Source organism: Leptolyngbya sp. FACHB-60, from assembly GCF_014695775.1.
GTDB lineage: Bacteria > Cyanobacteriota > Cyanobacteriia > Phormidesmidales > Phormidesmidaceae > Nodosilinea.
This window is the reverse complement of record NZ_JACJOX010000053.1, coordinates 16,041-38,150: the sequence shown is the minus strand read 5'-3', so window position 1 is coordinate 38,150 and position 22,110 is coordinate 16,041. Positions and strand designations below refer to the sequence as shown.

General features: G+C 53.3%; 21 protein-coding genes. 8 read left to right on the top strand and 13 right to left on the bottom strand.

The window, feature by feature from the left end:
* Nucleotides 1-96: 96 nt before the first annotated feature.
* The 4 genes from H6F57_RS20435 (at nucleotide 97) to H6F57_RS20420 (ending at nucleotide 4,504) form a co-directional block, all read left to right on the top strand.
* Entirely contained in the window at nucleotides 97-900 is an 804-nt protein-coding gene (locus H6F57_RS20435; protein WP_190625166.1) for a cyanophycinase, read from the top strand.
* Between the two features lie 316 nt (nucleotides 901-1,216).
* A complete protein-coding gene (locus tag H6F57_RS20430; RefSeq protein WP_190625165.1) occupies nucleotides 1,217-2,023 on the top strand; it encodes a cyanophycinase in 807 nt (268 codons plus the stop codon).
* A 1,126-nt stretch (nucleotides 2,024-3,149) separates the two neighbouring features.
* Complete coding sequence (locus H6F57_RS20425; protein ID WP_190625164.1) at nucleotides 3,150-4,220, top strand: succinylglutamate desuccinylase/aspartoacylase family protein; 1,071 nt, start codon at nucleotides 3,150-3,152, stop codon at nucleotides 4,218-4,220.
* Between the two features lie 8 nt (nucleotides 4,221-4,228).
* Complete coding sequence (locus H6F57_RS20420; protein WP_190625163.1) at nucleotides 4,229-4,504, top strand: hypothetical protein; 276 nt, start codon at nucleotides 4,229-4,231, stop codon at nucleotides 4,502-4,504.
* A gap of 222 nt (nucleotides 4,505-4,726) precedes the next feature.
* Here H6F57_RS20420 and H6F57_RS20415 read toward each other — a convergent pair whose 3' ends face one another.
* Entirely contained in the window at nucleotides 4,727-5,335 is a 609-nt protein-coding gene (locus tag H6F57_RS20415) for a DedA family protein (RefSeq protein WP_190625162.1), read from the bottom strand.
* Nucleotides 5,336-5,689: 354 nt separating this feature from the next.
* On the opposite strand from H6F57_RS20415, the gene H6F57_RS20410 reads away from it, so the two are divergent.
* Nucleotides 5,690-6,790: a DUF3616 domain-containing protein gene (locus H6F57_RS20410; protein ID WP_190625161.1), complete on the top strand. Its 1,101-nt coding sequence runs from the start codon at nucleotides 5,690-5,692 to the stop codon at nucleotides 6,788-6,790.
* Between the two features lie 273 nt (nucleotides 6,791-7,063).
* Here H6F57_RS20410 and H6F57_RS20405 read toward each other — a convergent pair whose 3' ends face one another.
* The 6 genes from H6F57_RS20405 to H6F57_RS20380 form a co-directional block, all read right to left on the bottom strand.
* The gene (locus H6F57_RS20405) at nucleotides 7,064-7,987 is read right to left on the bottom strand and encodes a CHAD domain-containing protein (RefSeq protein WP_190625160.1); all 924 of its coding nucleotides are present in this window, start codon (nucleotides 7,985-7,987) and stop codon (nucleotides 7,064-7,066) included.
* A 9-nt stretch (nucleotides 7,988-7,996) separates the two neighbouring features.
* The gene (locus tag H6F57_RS20400; RefSeq protein ID WP_190625159.1) at nucleotides 7,997-8,443 is read right to left on the bottom strand and encodes a DUF6335 family protein; all 447 of its coding nucleotides are present in this window, start codon (nucleotides 8,441-8,443) and stop codon (nucleotides 7,997-7,999) included.
* Between the two features lie 227 nt (nucleotides 8,444-8,670).
* The gene (locus tag H6F57_RS20395; RefSeq protein WP_190625158.1) at nucleotides 8,671-9,123 is read right to left on the bottom strand and encodes an MgtC/SapB family protein; all 453 of its coding nucleotides are present in this window, start codon (nucleotides 9,121-9,123) and stop codon (nucleotides 8,671-8,673) included.
* Nucleotides 9,120-10,019: a YihY/virulence factor BrkB family protein gene (locus H6F57_RS20390; protein WP_190625157.1), complete on the bottom strand. Its 900-nt coding sequence runs from the start codon at nucleotides 10,017-10,019 to the stop codon at nucleotides 9,120-9,122. The genes H6F57_RS20395 and H6F57_RS20390 overlap by 4 nt, the downstream gene beginning before the upstream one ends.
* A gap of 328 nt (nucleotides 10,020-10,347) precedes the next feature.
* Complete coding sequence (locus tag H6F57_RS20385; protein WP_190625156.1) at nucleotides 10,348-10,521, bottom strand: hypothetical protein; 174 nt, start codon at nucleotides 10,519-10,521, stop codon at nucleotides 10,348-10,350.
* Between the two features lie 378 nt (nucleotides 10,522-10,899).
* The gene (locus H6F57_RS20380; protein WP_190625155.1) at nucleotides 10,900-11,358 is read right to left on the bottom strand and encodes a tryptophan-rich sensory protein; all 459 of its coding nucleotides are present in this window, start codon (nucleotides 11,356-11,358) and stop codon (nucleotides 10,900-10,902) included.
* A gap of 419 nt (nucleotides 11,359-11,777) precedes the next feature.
* Here H6F57_RS20380 and H6F57_RS20375 point away from each other — a divergent pair, with 419 nt between their 5' ends.
* On the top strand, nucleotides 11,778-13,346 hold the full coding sequence (locus tag H6F57_RS20375; RefSeq protein WP_190625154.1) for a WG repeat-containing protein: 1,569 nt from the start codon (nucleotides 11,778-11,780) through the stop codon (nucleotides 13,344-13,346).
* 126 nt (nucleotides 13,347-13,472) lie between these two features.
* Here the strand turns inward: H6F57_RS20375 and H6F57_RS28425 are convergent, their stop codons facing one another.
* The 4 genes from H6F57_RS28425 to H6F57_RS20355 all read right to left on the bottom strand — a co-directional run bounded on the left by H6F57_RS28425 (nucleotide 13,473) and on the right by H6F57_RS20355 (nucleotide 17,388).
* Entirely contained in the window at nucleotides 13,473-14,270 is a 798-nt protein-coding gene (locus H6F57_RS28425) for an MOSC domain-containing protein (RefSeq protein WP_190625153.1), read from the bottom strand.
* 145 nt (nucleotides 14,271-14,415) lie between these two features.
* Complete coding sequence (locus H6F57_RS20365) at nucleotides 14,416-15,537, bottom strand: WG repeat-containing protein (protein WP_190625152.1); 1,122 nt, start codon at nucleotides 15,535-15,537, stop codon at nucleotides 14,416-14,418.
* Between the two features lie 966 nt (nucleotides 15,538-16,503).
* Complete coding sequence (locus H6F57_RS20360) at nucleotides 16,504-16,755, bottom strand: hypothetical protein (RefSeq protein WP_190795028.1); 252 nt, start codon at nucleotides 16,753-16,755, stop codon at nucleotides 16,504-16,506.
* 30 nt (nucleotides 16,756-16,785) lie between these two features.
* A complete protein-coding gene (locus H6F57_RS20355) occupies nucleotides 16,786-17,388 on the bottom strand; it encodes a Uma2 family endonuclease (protein ID WP_190625150.1) in 603 nt (200 codons plus the stop codon).
* A gap of 527 nt (nucleotides 17,389-17,915) precedes the next feature.
* On the opposite strand from H6F57_RS20355, the gene H6F57_RS20350 reads away from it, so the two are divergent.
* Entirely contained in the window at nucleotides 17,916-18,692 is a 777-nt protein-coding gene (locus H6F57_RS20350) for a sterol desaturase family protein (protein ID WP_190625149.1), read from the top strand.
* A gap of 62 nt (nucleotides 18,693-18,754) precedes the next feature.
* Nucleotides 18,755-19,450: a fatty acid desaturase gene (locus tag H6F57_RS20345; RefSeq protein ID WP_199289517.1), complete on the top strand. Its 696-nt coding sequence runs from the start codon at nucleotides 18,755-18,757 to the stop codon at nucleotides 19,448-19,450.
* 75 nt (nucleotides 19,451-19,525) lie between these two features.
* Here the strand turns inward: H6F57_RS20345 and H6F57_RS20340 are convergent, their stop codons facing one another.
* Nucleotides 19,526-21,427: a GUN4 domain-containing protein gene (locus tag H6F57_RS20340; RefSeq protein ID WP_190625148.1), complete on the bottom strand. Its 1,902-nt coding sequence runs from the start codon at nucleotides 21,425-21,427 to the stop codon at nucleotides 19,526-19,528.
* Nucleotides 21,428-21,438: 11 nt separating this feature from the next.
* Nucleotides 21,439-22,089 (bottom strand): hypothetical protein, encoded by a 651-nt coding sequence (locus H6F57_RS20335; protein ID WP_190625147.1) that lies wholly within the window; start codon nucleotides 22,087-22,089, stop codon nucleotides 21,439-21,441.
* Nucleotides 22,090-22,110 lie beyond the last annotated feature (21 nt).

Below are 22,110 nucleotides of genomic sequence, written 5' to 3'. Positions count from 1 at the left end.
ACTCCTTCTCGAAGACTCAGCCGGTAGGTATGGCATGCCCCGCCTACCCAGCTGGGAGTTACTACGCTCTCAACCAATCCCTCAGGAGTTACCGCTATGGGTACCGAACAGACCATCGGCCCGCTTGTGATTATCGGCGGCGCAGAAGATAAAGAAGGCGACTGCACCATTCTGCGAGAATTTGTTCGCATTGCTGGAGGCATTAAAGCCCATATCGCTGTTATGACCGCCGCCACCAGCCTGCCCGGCGAGGTAGGAGCTGAATACATTCGCGTTTTTGAGCGCATTGGAGCCCAGTCGGTAGAGGTGGTGAACACCGAGCGACGAGAAGACTCGGATCGAGAAGACAACCTCAAAAAGATTGCCTCGGCCACCGGCATTTTCTTTACCGGGGGCGACCAGTCGCGGATTGTCGATTTTATCAAAGACACCCCCCTGGACGCGGCTATTCGCCAACGCCGTCAAGAGGGAGCTGTCATTGGTGGCACCAGCGCCGGAGCCGCCATGATGCCCGACGAGATGATCGTGGGTGGGTCGTCGGTATCAAACCCCAGCATGGATGCGGTCGAAATGGGGCCAGGTATGGGGTTTTTACCCGGCATTGTGGTCGATCAGCACTTTGCCCAGCGGGGTCGCCTGGGTCGTCTGCTATCCGCCCTGGCGCTACAACCGGCGGTGCTGGGTCTGGGTATCGATGAAAACACCAGCATTGTGGTGACCGGCGATGAGTTTGAGGTGGTGGGTGAGGGGAGCATCACCGTGGTGGATGAAACCACGGCCACCCACAACAACCTGGAGGGGGTGCTAAAAGACGAACCCATTGCCCTATGGGGCGTGAAGCTGCACATTTTGCCCCACGGCTATCGGTTTAATCTCAAAACCCATACGCCGCTGGTATAGCCGTTGCCACGAAGGTTGGGACGTTCTCATCAGTAACCCACAGTCGATGGCTATACACCCGTTCGCTGTCCCAGTCTTGGCTACAGGCGGTCAGTACTGTCCTATGCGAACTGGGGCAGCGCTACATATGCGATCACCAGGTTGGTAGAAAGGTATGGCCCAGGCAACCTCAGCCCAAGGGGGCATGCCCCCTGGGCTGAGGCCAATGTAGCCGAAAGGTATGGCCAATAGGCATAGCATGACCACCCCATTCGTCTGTGATACTTGAGTTCTGTAACGACAAACACTTTACAGACACTTTTAAGGAGTCATCACTGTGGGTACCGAACAAGAACAACTGGGCTCGCTCGTCATCATCGGCGGCGCAGAAGACAAAGAGGGCGACTGCCTCGTACTACGAGAATTTCTTCGCGCTGCCGGGGGCGTCAACGCCCACGTTGCTGTCATGACCGCCGCCACCAGCCTGCCTGGCGAAGTTGGGGACGAATATATCCGTGTGTTTGAGCGGCTTGGCGCCGAGTCAGTAGAAGTCGTGCACACCGAGCGCCGGGAAGACGCTGAGCGGGAAGACGGCCTTCGTAAGGTCTCCGAAGCCACCGGCATTTTTTTTACTGGGGGCGACCAGTCACGGATTGTTGACTATATCAAAGATACGCCCTTGGGCAAGGCCATTCGTGAGCGCCGGGCCGCCGGGGCAGTGATTGGCGGCACCAGCGCCGGGGCAGCGATGATGCCCGACGAAATGATTGTGGGCGGGTCCTCAGTATCGAACCCTAGTGTTGACGCGGTGGAAATGGGACCGGGCATGGGCTTTTTGCCGGGCATTGTGGTCGATCAGCACTTTGCCCAGCGGGGCCGCCTGGGTCGTCTGCTGGCAGCTTTGGTACTGCAACCGGCGGTGCTGGGTCTGGGTATTGACGAAAACACCGGCATTATCGTGACCGGGGACGAGTTTACCGTAGTCGGCCAGGGAACCGTCACCGTGGTGGATGAAACCAGCGCCACCCACAACAACCTGGAGGGTTTACTCAACGACGAACCCATTGCCCTATGCGGGGTCAAGCTGCATATTCTGCCCCAGGGCTACCGTTTTAACCTCAAAACCCATACGCCGATCGTGTAGTGGTAGCGGTTAGGTAACGAGTGTTATGCGATGAGTGATAGCCCAGCCCTTAGACGTACTGCGTTTCCCTGGCTCCCCTCTGCTCTAGGCACTATTGCAAACGTCCGTCGAGTTAGGACAGGTTTGACGCGGGGGCATTGCAGTGCAGTGTCCCTACCAAAGGATTGCGCCTGTCAAAGTGTCTTAGCTAAATCAACTGCTGCAATATATAGCGTTGGCCACTGCGCTTAGGACATGAGCTACTATCACCGGCAAAAACTGGGGCAGCGCATTGGCGTATAGCCATCGCTCTAAGGGATTATGCAGAGTGTCATAACCGATCTGGCGATAGCTATAGCTGTAGCTCGTCTAGTTGAGATATTGCCCTAAAAACGTTCAAACGTCTGAACGTTTTTAGGGCTTTTTGATGTTCTACCCAACATGACTATGGCTGTGTCTCCCCTGAATGGTGCTGATGGGCGGAGCTGTTACTCGCTAGAAAGGCTATCGATAGCCGCCGTCTTTAGTCTTAAAAATGGCCTCCCTTGGTCAGCAATGAGCGCCTTTGGGATTTGGCCCTATTGCCCATTGTTAGCACCATGTTCATAGCCGTTGCCGTACGTTGCCGTAAGGTTAGGACGTTTTTATAAGTAGCTTATTGGCGATGGTTATAGACCCGTTCACTACCCCAGTCTCAACTATTGCCTGTCAGGGCTGTTCTTTCGGTGCTGTTCTTATGGGAATTAGCCAGGGCTAGGTTGGGCTGGCGGTAGCAGCGCTAAGCGCCCCTGGAATAGGTTGCCACCGATGCAGGAACGATACCCTCACTCCTGGTACCCTGGATCTCCTACGGGTCGTTTTAGGTGCTCCGCTCGCTTTGGGCTCCACTCTCTATCTGCTCTGTTGCATTTTTAATAGTGCTAGCCCGCAATGCCGCAGGCCTACGGCATTGCGGGCCGAAAAATTTGAGCAGCTGCCCACCGCACCTGACTCTACCGCCGAGGCGCTTTGACCCAGGTGGGCTGCACTAGCTGCGCGAGCGATGGCCTTGAGGGGGTAGTCTAACGCTTAAGCAGAGGCTGCACTGAGAGCGTCGCGTCGCCGGTATTCATAGACGCTGGTGTAAATTCCACAACCGCTAACCCCTATGACCACTCTCATCAACCCAAGTTCCATCCCCAACCTCAAGAAGACCGTTTATACCGGTGACGTTCTGCAGGGGGTGCCGGCGATTAGCCATCTGGTCGTTGGCGATCTGGCCCCAGGACAGTGCCATCGCTTCTTTTTTCAGGGGGTGCAGATGGCGACGGGCCAGCACTGGTATGTGCCGGTGGTGGTGGCCAAGGGCGATCGCCCCGGCCCTTGTGTTGGCCTCGTGGCCGGCATCCACGGCGATGAGGTGAGTGGCATTGATGCGGCGCAGCGGGTGATCACTCAGCTCGACCCAGCGGCGATGGCGGGCAGTGTGGTGGCGGTGCTGGGAGTGTCGCGTCCGGCGGTGGAGTATACGCGATCGCACTGGCTGACGGCCCAGGGTGGCGGCTCGCAGGTGGATATGAACCGGGTGTGGCCGGGAGATGAAACTGGTGTCAATGCCGCCACTCGCCACGCCGGGCTGCTGTGGAATCGTCTGCTAATCACCAACGTCGATATGGTGATCGACTACCACACGGTAACGACTGGCAGCGACTTTACCCTGTTTTTGTTTGCCGATCTGCGGCAGCCCACGGTGCGGCAAATGGCCGAGCTGTTTCCGGCTGAGCAGATTCAAAACGATCCGGGGCTGGTCGGCACCCTGGAAACCGCTTTAGTAGCGGCGGATATTCCGGCGATGACGGTGGAAATTGGTGGGCCTAGACGGTTTGACGCCAGCAAAATTGCTTTGGCGGTGGAGGGTACCTGCAACGTGCTCAAGCACTACGGCCTGATCGATGGCCCCCTGGGGCGCACCGCCGCCGAGGTGGGCACCGTCTATGGCAACGCTCTGGAGACAATTCGCGCTACCACGGGCGGCTTTTTGGAGCTGCTGGTAGATCTGCGCGATCGCGTCACCCCCGGCCAACCAATAGCGGTCCAGCGCAATGCCTTTGGGGATGTGGTCGCTGAGTACCGAGCTAGCGTGGCTGGCGAAGTCGCCGTGGTCGCCCGCGACGCCCTCTGCGAACCCGGCTCGCGCGTGATGCAGATTCTCTACAGCCGTAGTGAGACTGAGCCCTAGGGTGCTGCATGACCATCACTAAGGTTGTCTCTGATTGCGCTGAGTATTTTAGCAATCATTTCGCCGATGGTGGCCGCGGCTTTTTTACCGCCATGATGGGGCAGATCTCCCTCATCAGCGGCATCGTTATGGTGGTTAAATCGTTGCGATCGCATCTGTCCAGGGCTTTTTGCTCAACCTCACCGTCGGTATTTCCTACGCCGGAGAAGGCCGTTGTATTTTGTTTAACCTCGGGCGGTGCTGCTGGCTCTCACTTTTTTCTCTGTCATTTTGTTCATCGTTGAGGGCGTTTGGCCCGCTGGTGGCGGCCCTAGCAGCCCGCCAGCCAACGGCTGATACGATCACCGTGGCTGATGCTTAGGTGAAATCCAGCCTGCTCGACCCAGGGAATTTTCTTTGTGGTGGAGCGATCGCCCGAGGGTAAATACTCCTCACCTAAAAACCGCCGCCAGAGTTAATCTGGCGGTGGCTTTTGAATGAGTTCAGCAAAATTCGCCAACAGCAGTCTAAGCCTGGCGGCGGCGGCGAACAGCGACCCAGATAACCAGGGCGATCGCACAGCTAATCAGCACAATTTTGCCAATGGGGCCAAGAAACACCTGCACCCGCTCAAACTGAGAGCCTAAGATGTAACCCGCCACCGCCAGCGCCCCCGTCCACAGCAGGGTACCCAGGGCAGAGTAACCCAGGTAGGGCAGCAGCGGCATGTGACTCAGTCCCGCCGGCACTGACACGTAGGTGCGCACCCCCGGCACCATGCGGCCTGCCCCTACAATCCAGCCGCCGCCACTCTTCTGAAAAAAATCCATCGCCTTTTCAATGTCTCTCGGCTTGAGCGTCAGCCAGCGTCCGTAGCGTCTCACCCAGCCCATCATCTGCTCATGGCTGATCAACTGACCCACCACATACCACGCTGACGCCCCAATCAAGGAGCCTAGGGATCCCGATAAAATAACCCCGACCAGGTTCATATCCGAGCTGTTGCGGCTGACAAACCCCGCCAACGGCATCACCAACTCCGACGGAATGGGCGGAAACAGATGTTCTAGCACCATCAGACCAAAAATGCCGACATAGCCAAGAGACTCAATCCAGGTCGTGATCCAGTTGAACATGGGGTGGGGAAATGGTTAAACCGGTTAGGGATCGGGCTTGAGATTTAGCATTCAAGAGGGCCAGAGAAGCGGCTTGGTACAAGATTAGACCTCCTGCCCTCAAGATAACTGTTGCAGAATATCGTGCTGCTAAGCAAACAGCTTGGTCATCTCAATCGAGCGACATACCACTGCTCTTAAATCCCTTTCTAAAAGAATTATATTGCTCAAACCTACGGTAGAGTTAATTTTTTAGTCCTCTATCTGTGTATAGAATGTTGGCCTTGCGCATCAGTATTTCTCTCCTTTGAAGGAGGGCGCTATCAGCCGAATTATTTAGAATAATAGTCTCAAAGTAGCGATCGGTTAGTCACTATGCCCAATGGATTTTTGCTCAGCCGCGCTCTGCTTAACTTTCAATCCGACGACGACGATCTAATAGCTGAACTATCTGCTGTGACCCGCACCCCAGATGGTAATCTCTGGCTCGGTTCCGATGAATTCACTACCCTAGAGCGGCTAAGCCCCATGGGTGATGGGGTCTATGGCAACCACAAAACCTTTCACCTCCAAGACTTTATTCAGCTCTTTGATGATGAGTCTGAAATCGATATTGAAGGCCTTGACTATTGCGACGGCTATCTTTGGGTCGTGGGTTCTCACAGCTTTAAACGTACTCAAGCTAAGGGTAAAAAGCAGCTCAAAGACATTCAGCGGCTCTCTGAAATTGAGCGTGACCCAAACCGATCGCTGTTGGCTCGCCTACCAATTCTCAATGGCGAAATTGTGCCAACCTACGCCCGGTCTGACAACGAGGGTGATACCCTCACTGCAGCTAGCTTAAAGCATGTGAGCGGCCACAATCTGCTGATGGAGGCTCTCGCCAAAGACGAGCACCTGGGGCTATTTCTCAAGATGCAGCTACCCTCCAAAGACAACGGCTTCGATGTCGAAGGCCTTGCCGTTAGCGGCAGCAAAATCTTTTTGGGCCTGCGCGGTCCAGTGTTACGCGGGTGGGCCATTATTCTTGAAATCGAAGTAGAAGATACTGAACCCGGTGTGCTCACGCTTAAAGATTTGGGAGAAGGTTGTCTCTACCGTAAACACTTTCTTGATCTCAACGGTCAGGGAATTCGCGAGTTGTGTCTACACGAAGGCGATCTACTGCTGCTAGCTGGCCCAACTATGGAGCTAGAGGGTGCTATGCAGATGTTCCGCCTTGATGACGTTCTTGAGCACACCAACGATACACTGTGGAGCCAAGACTCTGGCCAACTCAAGGTTTTGTTTGATCTACCATTTACCATCGGCTCTGACCATGCCGAAGGCTTGGCGCTGGTGCCCTGCCTAGGTTATGACGATGGGCTGATGGTGGTCTACGATTCGCCCGACGACAGGCGTCGCCCCGGCCCTAAAGCGATATTTGCTGACATCTTTCGCCTCCCTAACCAAACTGGAATCGGGGTGATTGATTGAGAGGAGTTCTGTGGCAGGTAAAGTCTAAATAGGGCAATCCAAGAGACCGAAATTCAAGCTCATTAGACACTTTTAGCAGTGCTGATCAAGGAATGAACTGACAAACCCTTAAATCTTGCATACCTTCCTAAATCCCACATTTTGGGGGCAAGCATTCTGCCATCTGTCCCCAAAATGTGGGGCGGAGCGCGATTATTACTGATATTATGCAACGCTCACTTTTTTGTTTTTCGTTCTTCTATTCTCAATCTTTATATGGTCAGCGCTGCATTTCTAAGGCTCACCCGAACTCGAAAACTCACTCTGCCAATAACTATGAATACGCCGGATGAATGTCTTGGGCTTCTCGCTGTAGAGTTTTTCCCCTAAATCTTTGGCCTGCCGGTGCAGCTTTTCTTGGCGATGAGCCAATAGGGGCATGAGTACAGTTAAATGCGTATCACTAAGCGCCACTTCCGAAGGGGGATGTTGCAAAAAATGTTGTAGAACAGCAATGTCATGGCCATCGCCCAGCAATTCAGAGAGGTAGTGAGTTTCGGAACCAAAAGTTTCCATAACGGGGGGCCAAGCCTGCTTGAGCAAACAGGAGTTGTACCACAGATCTTTAACCCGTTTGCGCCAATCGTGAAATACTTCGTCATCGCCGTCTTTGTAGGCAGCGTGGAATCGATCTTGACCCTGACGATAAATTTGTTCTAGGCTTTTGGAGATAGCTTTCCACCCCGTCTGATGCAAAGTGAGTTGGCTGAGTCGATCTTTACTCGCTTCTAGATCGGCCAGAATAGGCGCTATGGCATTGTCGCGCTCGCGCAGTGCCTTGAGTTTAGATTGATACAGGTTTGCCAGGCTGTCTTGCAGCTCAGAAAGTCCCTTATTCTCAAGTGATATTCCATAGATTTTGATTAAATCGCCCAAGGTTTTTTGATAGACAGCACCATCGCGGGCCGGGGCAAGAGCCTGACCAATACTTCTTAACTGATCATTCTCTCGCTGGTAGGTTTTTTCGCCGATAGACCTTCGCACCAGCCGCAGCAGCGATCGCCCCTTTTTCAGCCGCTTGCGAGTGTTGTGAATTGCCTTCTCAGGATCGTCTCCCATGCCTTCACTCAGCTCTTGGGCAGCTTTCCCGATCTGCTCGTTAAAAATGCGCTGAACATTGGTCTCAACGGTGCTGTCTGTGAAAAATCGATAGGGCATAGCTGACAATTAAGACTCAGGATCCTTAGACTCCGGATCAAGTTCAAACCGCTGGTCATCCCGACGATTCATTTCGTTGAGGACGCCGACGGGGTGCTCGGGCTGAATGCTAATGCCTACAGCGTCAGCGATATCATCAACATCGTTTTGCTCAGGAGTTGGTGTCGTGCCACCAATGGCCTCTTCTCCCACTGTTTCGGCTTGCCCTGCATCGGCATCGGGGTCACCCCCCGTCACGGGGCTAATCGTTTCCATAGCGTTATCGGCAGTCACTTCAGCCCCAAGCTGCGCACTGTCATAACTCTGCCCGACCCGAGCATCTTCAACTTCGAACTGACTGGGCGGCAGGTGAATTACGGGCTCGTTAGACGGCGGTGGCGCTGCATCTATCTCATGGGGGAGAAGTTTTTCAGCGAGATCAGACTGTTGTGGGTTCATCGAGTTATCGTTAGCCATAAATTCAAGGCCGCATCGTACCGTTGTATTCGCAAAAACAATGCCTGACATGAAAGCAAAAATACTTATGGTCAAGCATTTGTCGGTGCTGTTTTTGTCAACCCTGAGGAATTAATCCAGAGTAACAATCTTGCCTACGCAAATTTATCATCCTATGGATGGATTTTAAAAGGCTTTGCTATCTTCAACGCTGGCAGTGAATAGCGGTTTCGCTAGCAAATATCTACTCAATAGTGGGGAGGTTGTGGTTGTTGCACACGGCCTTCGGCAAATTTCATCAAACGTAGAATAATTAAGGCAAATCCCGTGCCTAAAAGACCCAGCTGCCATAGCCCTAATCCAGCAGCAATACCAGTGCCAGCGGATACCCAAATGGCCGTGGCAGAGGTCAGCCCTCGCACCCGATCCTCCCGGAAAATAGTCCCAGCTCCCACGAACCCAACCCCAGTAATAATGCCCTGAAGAATACGACCCATGGCGCTATTGTCCACCTGGGCCATGCCGCTTTGAATGGTTACTAAAACAAATAGAGCAGCCCCTAAGGAGACCAACATGTTTGTCCTTAGACCAGCAGCTTTGCGGCTAAATTGTCTATCGACACCAATCACCGCCCCTAGGGCAACAGCGACGGCCAATCGACCGGTAACATCTATCCAAGAAATGGGTGAAAGGGGAGTCATGACTGCTCAGGCGATGGATCTCGCTGAACAGCATACTTGTTGGGCTTAATCTGTGAGCCAAAGCGACAGCTGTAGACCTGGGTAAGTTCGGCCCCGTAAAATAAAATTTGGGCTGAATAAAACACCCAAACCAGCAAAATTATCACCGATCCTGCCGCGCCGTAGGATGAGCCAAAACTGCTATTGCCTAAGTAGAGACCAATCAAATATTTGCCTATCGAAAATAAAATAGCAGTAGCAGCAGCCCCAAACCAAACATCGCGCCAGGCAATGATGGCGTCGGGTAAATATTTAAACATGACGGCAAAAAGCAAAGTGCTTAGACCAAAGGCCAGTACAAAATTGAGGAACTGAACCAGTGCGTCTAAACCTGGCATGAGCATGCTGAGATAGCCTGAAAACCCAGAGATCATCGAACTGGCGATCAGCGACACCAGCAGCAGAAAGCCAATGACAATAACCATCCCCAACGATAGCAGCCGCTTGCGAACTTGATCGATCAGGCCGATTCCAGGGCGAGCTTCTAAATTCCAAATTGTGTTGAGCGACAGTTGGAGCTGCGACAGTACCCCCGTAGCACCCACCAACAGCAGCACCACGCTGATTGCTGACGCCACCCAGCCAGAGTTTTCTCCAGGGCGGTTGGCGTTGTCGAGCACGGTGCGCACAAAGTCGGCGCTAGCCCCACCCATCAAAGATTCGACTTGGCCCATGAGTTGCTCACGCACGGCACCGTTATCAAAAAACAGGCTGGCGATCGCGATCGCTAAAATAAGCAGAGGCGCTAGAGAAAACAGGGTGTAGTAGGCCAGCGCAGCGGCTAACTGCGAAGCTTTGTCTTGGTTCCACTCCTGAAAAGCCTGCTTGAGCAGTCGCCAAACCTGTTTTAAACTCATTGTCAGCGCTCTGGTTTCTCGTTGCGTTATGGCCAAAAAACATCAGATCGGCAGCCCGCTTTCTGACGCTTTATTTTTGTCGTTTAGGCAATCGAACTTGATTGTTCTACTGCTTCTTTTGTTTTATATAAAAGAAGCAGTAATATTGCCCCTAATTAATTGATGAACCTCTAAATTGACAGGCTAGATAGTGAATTTCAGTCCAACATCAAACTAAGTTTTATTTGGGTTTGCTAACGCGTACCTAACCTGCGCAATAGAAGATCAACTTTGTTAGTAAGTCGCGATTTGCTATAGCTCGGCCTCAGTTTTGAAGGGGTAAAAGCCTCTAGTCGTCACCTCCACCCTCTTCCTCTTCCTCTTCTTCGCCTTCGACAGGCTCAAGCCCGCTCGGCTCTGTTTCTAGCTGTTCTTCAGCCTCAGTGTTTCCTGCGGTGTCACAGGCAACAGTTAGAGAAGCAAGACCAAGCACCAACGGTAAAACCATCCAGCTTGCTTTCATGGCGTTTGCTCTATCTACATGAATAGAAATAGATTACAGATTGGAGCAAAAGATTGCTACCTGCCGCGAGGCATAACTTTTTTAATCTAAATGTATAAATTTTGCTGAGAGGGTTGATAGAGAGGCTGAAGTGTAAAATCTGGCTCTCAAATTGTTTTAGTCTGAGTTCAAGCAGATCCCAAAGAAAATCTTAGAGAATTGACGGATTCTGCTGCTACTGGTTTTTTGTAGCTCAGGCGTGACATAAAACTCTAAGGTTTTCAACGGCGATCGCACTGCTATTTCATATGATTAAGACTAGTGAGTTATTGTGGTGCGATCGCCGACTTCTCTAATGCATCGTCAATAAACAAACTTGAGTTGGTCAGACCACCAGGGTTATTGGCCCGGATTTAGCTGCGTCATCTGCCAGGTAATTAGCGTTCCTACTGGGCTCCATAGTAGGAAGGGTAGCAGCAAGAGGAATGCTGTTCCGTCTACCTGTGCCACTGGCAAGGCCAGCAGCAACCCAAACACAAACCCTGCCGCACCGATCGCCGTGCCCGCTCGCAAATTCTGTAAGTTGCACATGACCGGGTTATAGCTCACAATCAGCAGCTCAAGCACGACGTACCCCGCCATGAACCACCAGCTCTGGGTTTGTTTCCAGACAATGTAGGCCGACCAGCCACCGCAGATAAATACCGCCATCCACACGACAGGAATGGCAAACTCAAACTTTAACCAGTCGGGGCGACGCTGTCGCTTAAACCACTTAAGACCGCGAGGCCTAACCAGGCTGGATGCAGACGCGATCGCCGCTCCCACCACCGCAATGACTAACCAGGCTGGAAACATTATCCACCTCACAGGATCTGCTTAAACTAAACCAGGCCAGAGCCGCCGCGACATCTTACCCATGGCACAACTTAAAAAAAATGGCGGACTGGGGATGCTAGCCTGCCATAGGCCTTGTCAAATGGTGTGGAGGCTGATGGTGGCGCGTGATGGCTAAGGGGAGGAGTTGGCGATCGGGAAGCGATAGGTGAGAGCGTTGATGGGGTGGTGGGTAGTGCCCACCCTACTTTTGATCCTGACTAGAGCTATAGAGGTTGAAACAGTTTTAACAGATGAAACAATTAGGCATTAATCTTCTATTGTCTGCTGATAATTCTTAAAGCTGCATTCCATTTCATTGACCTATCTGGTGTAGGATGACCTTTCTCAAACTGCTTCGCTCCATTACCCTTTCAGCAACCGCAACTGTCACTTGGGCTTTGGCTGCTTCCAGCGCCCTTGCTTTTTCAGATACCCAATCTCATTGGGCCGCTACCTGTATTGACCAATTAGCGGCGCAACGTCGGGTGAGTGGTTATCCCGAGGGCAGCTTTCGCCCCCAAGCAACCCTGACTCGCACTGAATTCGCTGTTCTCATGCTCAATTCGTTTGGCGATGTTGAGCCGACTCGCAGTGCTCCGACGTTTCGAGATGTGCCCTCTACCTTCTGGGGCTATCGAGCTATCCGAGATGCCTACGCGCGGGAATTTTTCTCAGGCTATCCGGACGGCACATTTCGGCCTACAGAAGCCATTCCCCGAGTGCAGGCGATCGCAATTTTGGCGAATGCTACTCACATGAGCAGCCCAGAAGCAGCGGAAACGGTCTTGCAGCGACATTTTGACGATGCTCAGCAGGTGCCACCCTACGCTAGAAATGCGATCGCAGCCGGAACGGTTGGGCGTTTGGTCGTGAACTATCCGAACCTGCGGCAACTACAGCCCAATCGAGCCATCACTCGGGGTGAGGTAGCGGCCTTGATCTGTCAGTCCCTCAACCTCGCTCGGACGGTGCCCGTACAGTATGTGGCAGGCGATCGCACAGTGTTTACGATTCCTCCTGAACTGGGCGGGTTTGATCGCTTTTCAGAGGGGCTAGTGCCCTTCTTAGTCAATGGAAAAGTTGGCTATATGAACCAGCAGGGGGCAACGGTAATTGCACCGCAGTTTGACGAGGGGGGAGCATTTTCAGACGGGTTAGCGGCGGTGCGGGTCGGGGCTGAATGGGGCTTTATCGATCGCACGGGAGCTTACGCCATTCCCCGTCAATTTACAACCCGCCCTGAGGACTTCTCGGATGGCCTGGCCGCCATTCGCCCTGAGAGTGAGCTGACTGGATTATTTATTGATAAAACGGGGGCGATCGCTATTCGGCCTTATCCCTATTACGTGACCTTTTTTACGGAAGGGCTGGCCGCGATCACAGTAGATGGTCAATCTGGCTTTATCGACAAAACGGGGGCGATCGCGATTCAGCCCCAGTTTGAGCAAGTCAGAGCGTTTTCCGACGGGTTGGCGGCTGTGAAAGTGCGTCCTTCTCCCACGGCTAGTGCATTGTGGGGCTATATCGATCGCACTGGGGCCTTTGTGATCGAGCCTCAGTATTACGATGCCGAGCCCTTTGCTGAGGGATTGGCTGCCGTTCTCGGCCTCAATGGTGATGGACGAACCTGGGGCTACATTAACCGCGCTGGTGAAACGGCAATTTCACCGCAATTCTTTGCCCATGCAGAGTATCAAGGCCTGGTGGCAACTCCCTTTTCGGGGGGCATTGCCATGGTGCGCCGGGGCGAACAGGCTGGCTTTATTGACCGCACAGGGCGATATGCGATCGCACCTCAGTTTGTGGATGCGGATCGGGTCTCAAATGGCATGGCACGGGTCAATGTGGGCGGCACCTGGACCCGAGTGCAGACGGTCTGTAGCCAAAGCGACGGCTGTTTTTATTCCAGCCAGCTCCGGGGTGGCAAGTGGGGCTATATTCAAATGCCGCGCACTGCCAATCCATAAGCAAAGTATCTGTGGGGTGGGCACTGGCCCGCCCTACTTTCACTAACGCGTCACGCAACCTACAGTATTGCCTTAACTGTGAATATGTTCCATGCTGTCAGCAGAAAGTGCAGCCGACAACTGAGATCAGGCTACTTCCAATTCGATAAAATCGCCTTTTTTCAATACTCCTTCAACTAAAACTGCACAGTAGAGTCCGGCAAAGTTGCCATTTGCTTGGGTAACTTTCTGTGAAACTTCAGGGTTGTGTTCTCCTGTATCTGGATCGAGCGAAATCATCTTGCAACGCGGGTCGCGCTCAAGAACCATAACCATTGCGGTCGAACCAATCTGTAGACGACGACCGACAAAATTATCTTCAGCAAATCCGCTTTCGTCTGACGCAAACTCGAAGTAGATGTTTGCTCGAAAACGCCGCTTATCAATTGGGATTGAGCATTCTGAGTTAATTTGTCGAATCGTGGATAAGCTGATCAACGAAATCGGGCGACAATCGGTTAAAGCCCGGTCTGAGTGCACAAGTTTCAGTTGGGTCTTTTCGTCGAGTCCTTCGCCCAATAGTTGTATCAGTTCTGGGTCATCAACAGAAATAGTTTTGCCCGCCGGAGTGACAATGTCCAAAATCATGTCTTCTGGATTACTGTTAGCCGGTGTCACTCCAGGTGCTATGCTCGCTGCTTCAATTAAATTTGGCGGTTTCGAGGCTCGTTCTGGGTAGCGATATTGTGGACGATACTGCAACATTTGTTGCTGCACATTCGCATTCAAATAAGGAAAGCCTTTGTGGGCAGTAGAACTTTTGAAGGCGTAGCAGCGATCGCCGTAGACGCCAGAAAACCCCATAAAGATTTCGGGCATTTCCACGCCGCGCATACTTTTAACTGGGTAGCACCACAAGCTCTCGACGGTTCCGATAGTTGTCACGGCAAAATTGAAAATCTCATTTTAGCTGGCTACTGCTGATTGGTTGAGGTTCCAGGCTCGAATGAGCCTGCTGTGCCAAGCAATTATCCAACTTTTTCTTGGAAGCAGCCGGATGTATTAATGCTGGGGTAGATGAGCGTTTTCCTTAACGGTAGATAAAGCGGCAGTGATCGCCCCCAAAACAGACACGGGCAAACCCATCGGAAAAGGAATAGACATCATCATACACAGGACGAATTGCCCAGCGACCTTGGCGATCGATGAATCCCCAATGGCCTCCGAACCCCTGCCCATCTGCATCCACCCGTACCGCCGCCAGCCCTAGCCGAAACTCCATTGCACCATCGAAGCGCGGTTTGATGACCCATTTTCCAGTTTTATTGATATAGCCAAATTTTTCGGACTCTACAACAGCAATGCCGTCGGAAAATGCCATCGTCCGGGCCGGGCGAGGAGAAATACGCCAGGCTCCTGTGGTGTCGATGTAACCCCAGCCTTCATGGGTCGCAACAGCCGCCAACCCTTCGGAAAATGAGATTGCTGAACGGTATTTAGGCGGAATCACCCATTTCCCAGTTAGATCGAGAAAGCCCCACTGCTCACCGTCCTGCGCCGCTGCTAAGCCTTCCCGGAACGGGAGTAAATCCGTAAATTTGGGGGAGACAATCCATTTCCCGGCACGATCGATGATGCCCCAGCGATCGCCCACCCGCACTGCCGCACGGTCATCCACAAAACCGTCCGCCGCATCGAACTGAGGTAAAATTACCCACCGTCCATCTCGGTTGATGTAGCCCCAGCGGTCATTTTGTGGCACCGAGGCCATGCCCTGTTGAAACTGGTAGTCGGCAACGAACTTTATAGGTTGTGGCCCTGGCAACGGCTTTCGCTGGAACTGGGGTTCAATCATCATCTCACCAGACGGATTGATAAACCCATACAGCCCATTTTTCATGACCGCTGCCAAGCCTTCTGAAAAGTCTTGAGCCAGCTCAAACTCAGCAGGGATAACCAGTTTTCCTTGGCGATTGATGTAGCCATAGCTCTGGAACACCGGCTCGACTTGGGCCAATCCTTCGCGAAAGCTATGGGCGGAATAAAACCAGCGATCGACTAGTAGTTGCCCAGTCTGGGGCGTGATCTCTTTTGAGCGAACGGGATAGCGATCGCATCCCCCAGTTCCCAACATCACGCACCCCAACAGAACCATGCACCACAGACTCAATCTCAACCGCCGAATCCACCGCCGTCCTAGACCCACAGCCATGCCAGTACCATTCACTCCAGAAATCTAAAATCCAAAAGGTCTCAGACGTAGGTTGGATTTCCTTCGTTAATCCAACCTACAGGAGATCTGCGATCGCACTCGCCAACATACGAGCACTTTCACTACTACTACCTTTGCTGGAGAAATTCCTTCTTAGTTACCCATATAAGACTCTCCTGATAAAAGCATCACGAGAAGCATACTCATCCAAAGTGCGAACGTTAGATAGATTAATAGAGCAAAACAATTTAGTACCAGCCTTAATACCTTTCGCCATACGCGCTGTTTTCGTCTAATTGCTGTGATGACCTTCACTAATCCTGTAATAACAAGGGGGAGTGTTGCGATCGCAGCTAAAAGACAACCACAGAATAAAGAGATAAATGGTGCTATTTTAAGCACTACATGCATCAGCATTATTAGACAAGCCAGAACGAGCAAGCCTGCACAATTGAGTTCTATGAGAAGGCTTCCCATACTAGATTGTGCTCGCCTGCGATATTTAAGAGCACTTGTAGCAATAAGAATTCCATGTAATCCAGCCAACCCAGCAATTACGTACATTGGTGTTTAACTCCGGCGTAAAGCTGTTTGAAAAGTCTGATAGACAACAAAAAACCCTCCTCAGATGCTCTGGTTTTTCCATAAATAATCGCCGCTCATTCCCACAACTCATACCAAAACTTTCAGAACCCATCGCTTCCGGAAGTGGGCAAGTTAACTTGTTATTAGAGGGAAAAATTCCGCTTAATATGCCTATATAGCAGTTTGAATGGGAATTTGGCGGCCTAATACACTGTGGGGGTGTTAGGTGGCAATACGTCAGTTTAATTGCTCTATATGAGTGATTAGATAGAAAAAATCCAGTATAACTACCTCTCTATTGGAGGCTAAAATCTTTCAGCTTCCCTTTACAGATAGCTCTCGTCCACGGTTGACGGGGAGCTTTATCCTCCATGCCCACGGCTACACCGACCCCAACGACTGGAGCGACTCCATCCTCGTGCCGCCCACCAGCGACGTCCATGGTTCCGCTAGATGCTGAACCGGGTTGTGAATGGCGATTCCAGGACGGATACTCGTTCCGAGTCGGTTCCCGAATGCTTCGCGAATCGCCACTAAAACCGTGCTGATTGAGTAATGCCCGCCGCCCGCCCTAACGGCATACTCTTTGCTATCGGGGGCTGCGATCGCTAAAATCAACTCCCCTGCCCCCACGCCTGGGCACACTGAGCAGCCCGTTTCGTATTAGAACTCAGAGATTTCCTCAGATGGCTCCAGCGTCACGTCTTCGTACAGGGCCGCAATGGTGGCTGTAAAGTCGATGCTCTCTAGGCAAAACGTAGCTGTTTCGGGCATGGCTGTTTCGGCCATAAAATATTGCAACACCCACAGCCCCGCCTCATTGCGGCGAAAGCATTCCACCCGCTGGTGGCGCGTGTTGATCAAGACGTATTCTTCTAAGCTCTCCAGGGTTTGGTAGTCAGCAAACTTATCGCCCCGGTCAAAAGCCTCGGTAGAGTCAGACAGCACCTCAACCACCAGCTTAGGAAAGCGCTTGTAGGCTGAAGTTTCCTGGTCGCGCGGGTCGCAGGTGACTATTACATCGGGATAGTAGAAGCGATCGCGAGTCTCAATGCGAACCTTCATATCTGAAATGTAGACCCGGCAGCCCGTGCCGCGCACATGGCTACGGAGCAGGGCAAAAAGGTTGCCCGCAATGGTGACATGTACATCACTGGCCCCAGCCATAGCATAGACTTCTCCCCCAAAGTACTCATGCTTGATGGGGCTTTCGGCTTCGAGCTGAAGGTAGCTTTCAGGGGTGAGATACTGCGGCGAGGCGACCATGGCATTAGGTAACGTCAACAATCAAGTTTGAGCCGTAATCCAATCTCCAATCATCCTACTGTTTGTGGCTGCTGCACCGCGATGGTTAAAGACCAGCCTCATAGGGCCAACGCAACCGCTAGCTACATCAGTAAACTGGAGGATTTTCCAGCATGATAAATCGTCGACGATCGCCCTTATAAAAACTTAAAAACCGCCCAAACGACGGGTGGTAATTTGCTGTTGGCAGGATAGGGTAATGCCAATGGGGTAGGTTGTCCAACTCGCTTGAGGCACAGGTTCCTACCACCGGAAAAACTGAGGTAGCACTCTGGCGTACTAGCGCTACTAAGGGGTGTACAGCATGTCTTAACCGACCTGGCAATGGCTGCAACCACCCCTTGGTGTGGTGAGCGATCGTCAGGCCCAACGGCTGGCCTGCTGCTAAACTCGGTCTACATCGGGCGACCCCAGCTCCCTAGATCGTTGACGCGCACCTCGGGCGAACACCACTGCACCATAAGGGCCCAAAAAGGAACTAAATCAACTTGAGAGAACAATCCTTTGAGTTTTACAGCATCGCCTTTTTAGGGATCATTATGTTCCGCTATTTTTTAGTAGCAGGCATCACCTACTGGGTCTTTTATTCGCCAATCAGTCAGTTGTTTGTCAACCATCGACTGCGGCAGCGAGTGCCATCCTGGCCAGCGATTCGTCACGACATCAATCTTTCGACGCTGTCGGCCTTGGTGTTTGCGTTGGCTGCTGGCTTTATCCTCTCCTCCTACCAAGACGGAGCCACCCGCCTCTACACCGACCCGAGACAATATGGACTGTGGTATTTGGGGGCTAGCTATGGCGCAGTCTTGGTTTTGCAGGATACCTATTTCTATTTCACCCACCGACTGTTTCACCATCCCAAGCTGTTTGCCTGGCTGCACCGGGGCCACCACCGATCGCGTTACCCCACCCCCTGGACTTCTTTTGCCTTTGACCCCCTAGAAGCTGTTGCTCAAGCGCTCTTTTTAGTCGGCATTATCTTTGTGCTGCCGCTGCATTTCATTACAGTGGTTGCCGTGCTCACAACGATGACGGTATGGGCTGTGCTTAACCATTTGGGGCCAGATCGCCTACCGGCTCTGTTTCCCCACCACTGGCTAGGGGAGTGGGTAATTGGCCCCGCCCATCACTCTATTCATCACCTCAAATACGCTGTGCACTACGGGCTTTACTTCACGTTTTGGGATCGACTACTGGGCACCCAAGACCCAAACTATACGCAAAGCCTAAGCGACTTTCGATTTGGTCGCGGCGACAGCGTTTAGTCCGTAGCTCTAAGTGTTAATTACTGAAATCTATAGCCTGGTTTTGTAGGCCATTTCTTGTCATGGGTATTTTTGTCGCATTAATAATTGTGGTGCTCTGGCTGAGCAGTTTGACAGGGCTTTTGCTGGTAGATATAACCCAGCTCAACCTGCTGTGGATGGTTGTAGCCATACTAGGGCGTACTTATATTCAAACTGGGCTATTCATTGTGGCCCACGACGCCATTCATGGGGTTGTGGTGCCGAGCGATCGCCGCTTAAACCACAGCATTGGGCAACTGGTCGTCACCCTATATGCCCCTTTGTCCTATCAGAAACTCTCTATCAATCATTGGCGGCACCATCGGTATCCTGGTCAAGCTCAAGATCCCGATTTTCACGACGGCACTCACCGCAGCTTTGCCCGCTGGTATTGGAAATTTATGGCGGGCTATATCAACGGCCGAGAAAAATTGGTCATGCTGCTAAAGCTAGTTGCCATCGGTCTACTATTCAACATTGGATTTCAAATTCCTGTCAGCAACCTGATCTTATTTTGGCTTTTGCCCATCGTGCTGAGCTCGATGCAGTTGTTTTTGTTTGGCACCTATTTGCCCCACCGCGCGGAACAAGCCAATCCTCACTGTGCGGTTAGTAGCAACTATCCACTCGTGCTGTCGCTGTTGACCTGTTACTACTTCGGCTACCACTGGGAGCACCACGAATATCCCCATCTGCCTTGGTATAACCTGCCCTCAGCCCGCCAGCTCAATTCCTGAAACTGAGGGCGCACTGGCCGCCGTTGCGATCGAGGGTGAAGCTGCCTTCACCCTCGATCGCAATGAATACGCTAGTTATTGCAACAATCCACGGTAGGGATGCCAGAGTTGCACTCGCTGCCCCTGGGCCATTAAAAACTGACCATTGGGGCTGAACTGAAACTGGCCCACGTCGTGGAGCTGCGAGAGCGACTGCCCGGTCGCCACCGACCACAGGGTAATGCCCTGGCTGGGGATGGGTTCGCTTTGCACCAGAGGCAGCAGCAGGGTGCTGGTGGCCAGGGTTTGTCCGTCGGGGCTGAAGGCCACTGCGCCTAGGTTGGTAGGCTGAGTGGGGTGCCCAGCGCTTTGATTGAGCGTGAGGGTGTGAACCGTCTCATAGGTTTGCCGGTTCCACAGGCGAGCCGTTTTGCCGTCGCTGGTGGCCAGGCGCTGGGAGTCTGGGCTAAAGGCCAGATGCCGCACGGGCTCGGTGTGCCCGGTGAGGGTAAGCTGGCGTACGCCAGTGGTGGCGTTCCAGAGCTTGACGCTGTTGTCGCGATCGCCTGTGGCCAAAATTTGCCCATCGGGGCTAAAGGCCAAAGGCAGCAGGGGGGAGCGGGTTGCGGCCCGGTTCACCAGGGTGCGCACTAGTTGCCCAGTGGTGGTATCCCAAAGCTGGAGGGTATTTTGGGCAGTCGCTGTGGCCAACCGCTGACCGTCGGGGCTAAACCGCAGGGTGTGCACCATGCCATCGGCGGCATTCATCGACATCGTCCGCAACAGCTGCCCGGTTTGTAGGTTCCACAGTTTTAGAGTTTGGTCTGCGCTGGCGCTAGCCAGAGTGGTGCCGTCAGGGCTGATGGCGATCGCCCGCACTGCATACCGATGTCCCTGAAACGTGCGGACGTGCTCGCCCGTCGTCGCTGACCAGAGCCGAATCACACCATAAGACATGCCCGCTGCGACAAACTGACTGTCGGGGGTAAACGCTACGGCATTGGCCACATCCCCAACGATGCGAGTTCCTTGCCCCGCAGGCTCCTGGGGCGGATTCCCCTGAGCAGAAGCCTCTAGGGCTGGCCCTCGGTGCAGGGTAATGATGCGGTTGCCGCGCTCAGCGTTCCACAGGGCCAGAGCACTTTCTCCACGGGTGCACGATCGCTCGTAGCTGTAGCTGCCGATGGCAATTACCGCCCCGTTGGGGCTAATGGCCGAAGACGCAGTGCGAATCGGGCACTGGGAGTCGGGGTAGAGAGATTTGAGATCGATGCTTCTCGCCAACTGGGGCTGCTGCCAGGAGCCGACCGCCGGAACGGGTAGCCCTAGCGCCGTGTCTACCCAGTTAAACAGCAGCGGCAGATACTGGTTGAACCGTTCGCCCTGTAAGTACATGGCGTCGATGGTGCAGCTGCCACAGCTTTCAACTGACAGAATTTTGCTGATTTGCTCCCAGCTCACCCCGGCCCAGGGCAGGTGGCCCACGGGTGCATCCAGGGATGGGTTAATTTCTTGCTCGGTCAGCCATTCCCCAGCAATAAAGGTGGGGTCTTCTATGCCAGGGGGGCGTGTCCAGCCGACGCGATCGCCAAAGGCCTTCGCTGCCACCGCCGAATCTACCGGGTTCGCGGCTCTCACCTCAGCCCAAATTTTCTGCTGCACGCTAAAGCCAAACCGACCGTCGCTGGCCTCAACCCAGAGCTGATCGAGGGTTTGCAGTACCTCGGGAGGAATGTTGGTCGCTAGCGGCGTGCCGAGAATCGCGCTATCAGGATGAATCCAGGGGTCCAAAATACGGCGGGTTTCGGCATCGGCAGCGGGCCAGTCTTGGGCAGCCAGGTGCGATCGCAGCGCCCCCACATCTACCGCCTGGACTTGTGCCCAGTTCATTTGCTGAGGGGTCGGGTCAACCTGAGCCCGGAGAGACACTGGCCAGCTCAACGTCGTCGCCAGCACCAGACCCAAGGCCAGGTAGGCCAGCCGTTTGAGTCGCTTCATATTGCCTCGTATCATAGTTTGAGCCCCTGAATAGTGGTGTTGAGGTGGGGTAAAAACGTCTCGAATAACTCTTCGTCAGAGAACGAGCCGCTGGGATCGCCGCTAATTACCCCGGTGGCAAACACATGGAGCATGGTGCCGTCGGTGGTCACATAGCCAATGCCGCGATCGAATAACGCCCCGTTGGGATGGGTGATGGTGTAGCCGTAGCGCAGGCCGGGCAGAGTGCCGATGGAAATGGCTACCGGCGTTTCCCCAACAAACTTGAGGGCGGGGTCAGCCCCCTGACGATCTGCTTCGATGGTGCGGTAGTGGTCGCTCACCCAGGCCTGAAGAAACTCAAGCTCTGACCCTTCGGGCAGCGGTAAGCCGCCCTGTACGGGCACTTCGCTGAGGGGATGGCTAAAGCGTTCTACCGTGCCAATGAGGTCACCATCGGCCTCAACGCATAACAGCACCTCGTTGACGCAGGGCTCAACCTGCCAGTTGGGGGGAGCAGATATCGGCCCTAAAATGTTGGCCCAGTTGGATGGGGTGGCCGCTTCGTTCTGGGGCGCGGACGTCTCCGGCGGGGCAGCGGGGGGGCCTGCGGAGCAGGCCAGTAAAGCTGTGGTGAGTAAACTGATGCCGACTAAAGCCGGAAAGCGAATAGAAGTTTTCATAGGACATCGGGAGAGGAAGAC